The following is a 4,664-nucleotide window of genomic DNA, read 5'->3' as shown; positions in this document are numbered from 1 at the left end:
CGGTGCGGGCTTTGAACACCATCGCGTTGATCACCCGCCGGTCGTCCACACGCGGACGACCGGTGCCGGGCTGGGGCAGCAACGGTTGCAGGGCAACCCACTGCTCATCGGTCAGCTCATGACGACGCACCACGAACGTGATCAAAGCAGATCACACCAGCCGCTTTGAAAACGCCCCCTAGCCCGCTCCCGCCGTGTAGCGGCTGGCGATCGCGGCGGCGCGATCCCGAAGCTGGGTGCGCAACCATTGCGGGGCAAGGGCTTCCGTGTCCGTGCTGAGCTGCCACAGGGCCCATTCGGCGTGCCGTGCGTCCTGGAAGGTCACCTCCAGTCGCAGCCAGCCGTCCGCGTCGGTTTCCTCGGCGCGGACGGCCAGCGCGGTGCCTGCCAGCTCCTCCCGCCGCGCCGGGTTCACCCTGGCCAGCACGGCGACCTGATCGCCGCCGGTGCGAAACCGCGTGCTGCGTTCCCGCCAGGCCCGGTCCAGATCGACCCGGTCCGCTCGCTCCGCGGGTTCGGCGAGCGCCTCGGCGGCCAGCACCCGGGACAGCCGATAGGTGCGCTCCGCGCCAGACCTGGTGGCCAGCAGGTAGCCCTGCTCGCGGACGGTGACCAGGCCGACCGGGTCCACCGTGCGCCACCGCGGCGCCTGGCCGGTGGCCGCGTAGTGGATGCGCAGCTTGTGCCCGGCGAACACCGCGCGCCGGACCTCGGCCACCACGGTGTCCGGCGCCTCCTCGGCGACCACGCGGCGGGAGAGGAGGTCGGTCTCCGGGTCGATGAGCAACCGCTCGGCCACACCTGCCGCGGTGTCCCGATGGCCTTCCGGCAGCGCGTCAACCACCTTGAGCATGGCCGAAGCCAGTGCCGAGCCGAGGCCGAACACCTGCGCGCCGCGCCGTGATCCGGCGACCAGCAGGGCGAGCGCCTCGTCGTGGTTCAGCCCGGTGAGCTCGGTGTGGAAGCCGGGCAACAGGGCAAAACCGCCGTGCCTGCCGCGTTCGGCGTAGACCGGGACGCCGGCCGCGGACAGCGCCTCGATATCGCGCAGCACGGTGCGGGTGGACACCTCCAGCTCGCGGGCCAGCGTGGCCGCGGACAGCCGGCCGCGCTGGCGCAGCAGCAGCACCAGTGAGACCAACCGGTCGGCGCGCATGCGAAAACCGTAGCGGAATACACGACACAGGATGTCGTGATTCGGTGGCAGGTTCATGGCGGCAGGACACCTCGATGAACCGGATGGAGCTGATGTGGCAGTGCAGCGAACGGCGGTCAACCCGTGGCAGTGGTCGGTGGAGATGGGGTACAACCAGGGCGAGCTCGTCTCCGGGCACAGCCGGACCCTGTACTGCTCCGGGCAGACCGCGATGAGCGAGGACGGCGAGGCCCAGCACGCCGGTGACATGGCGGCACAGCTGGCGCTGACCCTGGACAACCTGGAGGCCGTCCTCGGCGAAGCGGGCATGTCCCTGGCGAACCTGGTCCGGCTCAACGTCTACACGACTGACGTCGACCTGCTGTTCCCGCACTACGGCGTGCTGGCCTCACGGCTGGCCGCCGCCGGGGTCGCGCCGGCCACCACGATGCTCGGGGTGACCCGGCTGGCGATCCCCGGCCTGATGGTCGAGCTCGAGGGGACCGCCGTCGCGTGAGGTGAATGGCAAGCCTGCTGGCAGATACCTCAAAAACACTGGGGTATCTGCCAGATTTCTTTTATTGCCCGAAGGGGCAAATGGCTTGTCGAAGCGGGCAAGCGTGCTGAGCGATGTCTCAAATGCGTCGCCACGGTGGGTAGGGTCGCCATTCTGATCAGTCATCTTGTTTTCCGAGGAAGGCATGTGAATTGGATCGGATAATTCACCAATTGGCGCTGAACGAGAACCACTGGCCAATGCTGCCGGGGGTGCGCGAGGCCCTGATGGCTTCGCTCGGCTCGGTCAACCTGACCGGGGACGCGCTCGCCGCCCGGCTGGAGGACCGGCTGGCCGCCGAGCTCGGCAGCACCGCGGGCCGGGTGGTCGCCGGGGCCGGGTCCGGGGCGCTGCTGCAGCAGTTCCTTATCGCGCATAGCGGACCTGGCAGCGAGGTGCTGCACACCTGGCCCTCCTTCGACCTGTACCCGCTGCTGATCCGCAACGCCGGCGCCGAACCGGTCGCCGTGCCCGGGGACCGCCGGGACGGTCAGGACCTGGACGCGCTCGCCGCGGCGGTCACCGACCGGACCCGGATTGTGCTGGTGTGCAACCCCAACAACCCCACCGGCGAGGTGCTCGGCACCGGCGAGCTGACCGCGTTGCTGGCGGCCCTGCCCGCGCACGTGCTGCTGCTCGTCGACGAGGCCTACCGGGAGTTCGCCGACCCGGCCTTCATCGCGGACGCGGTGGCACTGTCCACAAAGGACCGTCGGGTGGCCGTGGTGCGCACGTTCTCCAAGTCGCACGGGCTGATCGGGCTGCGCGTCGGCTACCTCACCGGCGCCGAGGAGCTGGTGGCCCCGCTGCGCCGGACCAGCCCGTTCCACCGGGTGCCGACTGTCGCCCAGGCCGCCGCGCTGGCGGCGCTGGACGCGGCGGACCGCATGCGCGAGCAGTGTCGCGAGGTCGCGGTCGAGCGCGACCGGGTGCACCGGGGGCTGACCGAGCTGGGCTTCGACGTGCCGCCCAGTGGCGGGAACTACCTGTGGGTCCGCCTGGGCGCGCGCAACCAGGACTTCATCGCGCACCTGGCGAGCCACGGCGTGGCCGTGCGCGAGGTGGCGGGCGGGGTGCGGGTGAGCACCGGGCCGCCCCAGGCAAACGATGTCGTGCTGGCGGCCGCCCGTGCCTTCGCCACGCTGGCCGCCCCGCACGCTGAGGGGGCACTCCGATGACCGGCACGGTCAGCCCGGCGCTGCGCCTGCCAGCCGGGGACGCCCTCGCGCTGATCCGGGAGGCGCTGGCCGACCGCCGCCGCGGCGGCGACCGGCTCGACGAGCTGACGCGCTACGCCATGGCGGTGCCGGGCAAGCTGCTGCGCCCGCTGATGCTCGTCGCGGCCGCGGAAGCCGTCGGCGGGCAGGCCGGCACCGTGCTGCCCGCCGCGGTGGCGGTCGAGCACCTGCACGTGGCCTCGCTGGTGCACGACGACATCATCGACGGCGACGACCTGCGCCGGGGCCGGCCCTCGGTGCACGCCCGCCACGGCATCGCGGACGCGATCGTCACCGGCGACGCGCTGCTGTTCGACCTGTTCGCCGCCGCGGCCGAGAGCGCCGCGCCCCCGCAGGCGGTGGTCGCGGCCGTCGCCGAGCTGGCCCGCGCGGGCGGTGACCTCTGCCGCGGCCAGGTGCTCGAGTCCTCGATGGTGCCGCCGGGCGCCGGGCGGCCCGGCAGCGGTCTGAGCGACTACCTCGACGTGGCCGCGTTCAAGACCGGCGCGTTGTTCCGCGCCGCCTGCCGGGTCGGCGCGCTGCTCGGCGGTGGCACGGCCGGGCAGGCCGACCTGCTCGCCGACTTCGGCCACCACACCGGGGTGGCCTTCCAGATGTACGACGACCTGCTGCCCTACCTGGACGGCTGCGCCGCCGCGGGCAAGCCCACCACCAGCGACGCGGCCAACCTCCGGCCGACCTGGCCGGTGCTGATCGCCCACCGCGACGGTGACGCCGGGCACCGGCGGGCCGTGGAGACCGCGCTGTCCGGCTCCGTCGAACCCGCCGAGGCACTGGAGCTGCTCCGCTTCGCCGTGCTCGGCAGCGGCGCGCTCGGCACCGCAAGGGAAGGCGCGCGGGAGCGGTCCGCACTCGCTGTGGCGCGGCTGCCCGAGCTGCCGGGGACCGCCGCCGCGGGCAGGCTCGCCGCCCTCGCCGAGATCGCGGTCGACCGTGACCGCTGACCTGCGCGAGCTCGGCCGCACCGGCAGGCCGGTGCGCGAGCGGGTGCTGGCGCACTGGCAGACCTGGCGGCCGTACACCACGTGCTACCCGGCGCTGCTCGGGCTGGCCGGCGCGCTGGCGGCAGGCGGTGCGGGACCCGCCGGGCTCCTCGTCGCGGCGCTGTCCCCGGTGCTGGGCTGGCTGTCCGGGCACTACCTGGGCGACTACTTCGACCGGGACCTGGACGCGATCGCGAAACCCCAGCGCCCGATCCCCTCCGGCAGGCTCGCCCCCGGCACGGCGCTGTGGTGCGGGATCGGCTGCGCGGCAGCCTCGCTGGCGGGTGCGGTCGCGGTCAACTGGCGGATCCTGCCGGTGTTCGCGGTGACGATGAGCGGGATCGTCGCCTACAGCGCGGTGTTCAAGCGCATGGGGTTCGCCGGGAACCTGAGCCGGGGCGTGCTCTCCGCGCTCGCCCTGGCGGTCGGTGCGATGACCGCGATGCCGTGGCCGCCGTGGGCCCTCGCGCCGGTGGCCGCCGGTTTCCTGTTGCACGACACCGCCTCCAACCTGATCGGCACGGTCCGGGACGTCGACGGCGACCGGGCGGGCGGCTACCGGTCGGTGCCGGTGCGGCACGGGGTGGTCGCGGCGGTGCGGCTGGCCGCGACGCTGTGGGCGGCGGGCATCGCCGCGCTGGTGGCGGGTGCGTTCCTGGCCGCCCAGCCCGGCCCGCAGCTGGCCTTGCTCGCGGTCGCCGGGGTGGTCGGCGGCTGCGCACTGGCCACGGCCCGCCCGGCCGGCCTGACCG

The 4,664-nt window shown here is 73.3% G+C and carries 6 protein-coding genes; 4 read left to right on the top strand and 2 right to left on the bottom strand.

Features of this window, described 5'->3' with window-relative positions:
* Together ACWDY5_RS41380 and ACWDY5_RS41375 are read right to left on the bottom strand one after the other, a co-directional pair.
* The coding region (locus tag ACWDY5_RS41380; protein ID WP_449727590.1) for a transposase at positions 1 to 133 on the bottom strand (133 nt) is incomplete at its 3' end.
* A gap of 45 nt (positions 134 to 178) precedes the next feature.
* Positions 179 to 1,156: a helix-turn-helix transcriptional regulator gene (locus ACWDY5_RS41375; RefSeq protein ID WP_449727588.1), complete on the bottom strand. Its 978-nt coding sequence runs from the start codon at positions 1,154 to 1,156 to the stop codon at positions 179 to 181.
* A gap of 100 nt (positions 1,157 to 1,256) precedes the next feature.
* Between ACWDY5_RS41375 and ACWDY5_RS41370 the strand changes: the two genes are divergently transcribed.
* The 4 genes from ACWDY5_RS41370 to ACWDY5_RS41355 form a co-directional block, all read left to right on the top strand.
* Positions 1,257 to 1,652, top strand: coding sequence for a RidA family protein (locus ACWDY5_RS41370; RefSeq protein ID WP_449727589.1), 396 nt, complete (start codon positions 1,257 to 1,259; stop codon positions 1,650 to 1,652).
* Between the two features lie 212 nt (positions 1,653 to 1,864).
* The gene (locus ACWDY5_RS41365) at positions 1,865 to 2,869 is read left to right on the top strand and encodes an aminotransferase class I/II-fold pyridoxal phosphate-dependent enzyme (RefSeq protein ID WP_449727587.1); all 1,005 of its coding nucleotides are present in this window, start codon (positions 1,865 to 1,867) and stop codon (positions 2,867 to 2,869) included.
* Positions 2,866 to 3,873, top strand: coding sequence for a polyprenyl synthetase family protein (locus tag ACWDY5_RS41360; protein WP_449727586.1), 1,008 nt, complete (start codon positions 2,866 to 2,868; stop codon positions 3,871 to 3,873). The genes ACWDY5_RS41365 and ACWDY5_RS41360 overlap by 4 nt, the downstream gene beginning before the upstream one ends.
* On the top strand, positions 3,863 to 4,664 hold an 802-nt coding region (locus ACWDY5_RS41355), incomplete at its 3' end, for a UbiA family prenyltransferase (protein WP_449727585.1). The genes ACWDY5_RS41360 and ACWDY5_RS41355, both read left to right, overlap by 11 nt.

Source organism: Crossiella sp. NPDC003009 (assembly GCF_053591555.1).
The sequence above is the reverse complement of the archived record's forward strand: the minus strand, read 5'-3'. Positions and strand labels throughout refer to the sequence as shown.

Coding starts and splice junctions, on each gene's coding strand:
- ACWDY5_RS41360 (WP_449727586.1), top strand. CDS start 2,866: ATGACCGGCACGGTCAGCCCGGCGCTGCGCCTGCCAGCCGGGGACGCC.
- ACWDY5_RS41375 (WP_449727588.1), bottom strand. CDS start 1,156: ATGCGCGCCGACCGGTTGGTCTCACTGGTGCTGCTGCTGCGCCAGCGC.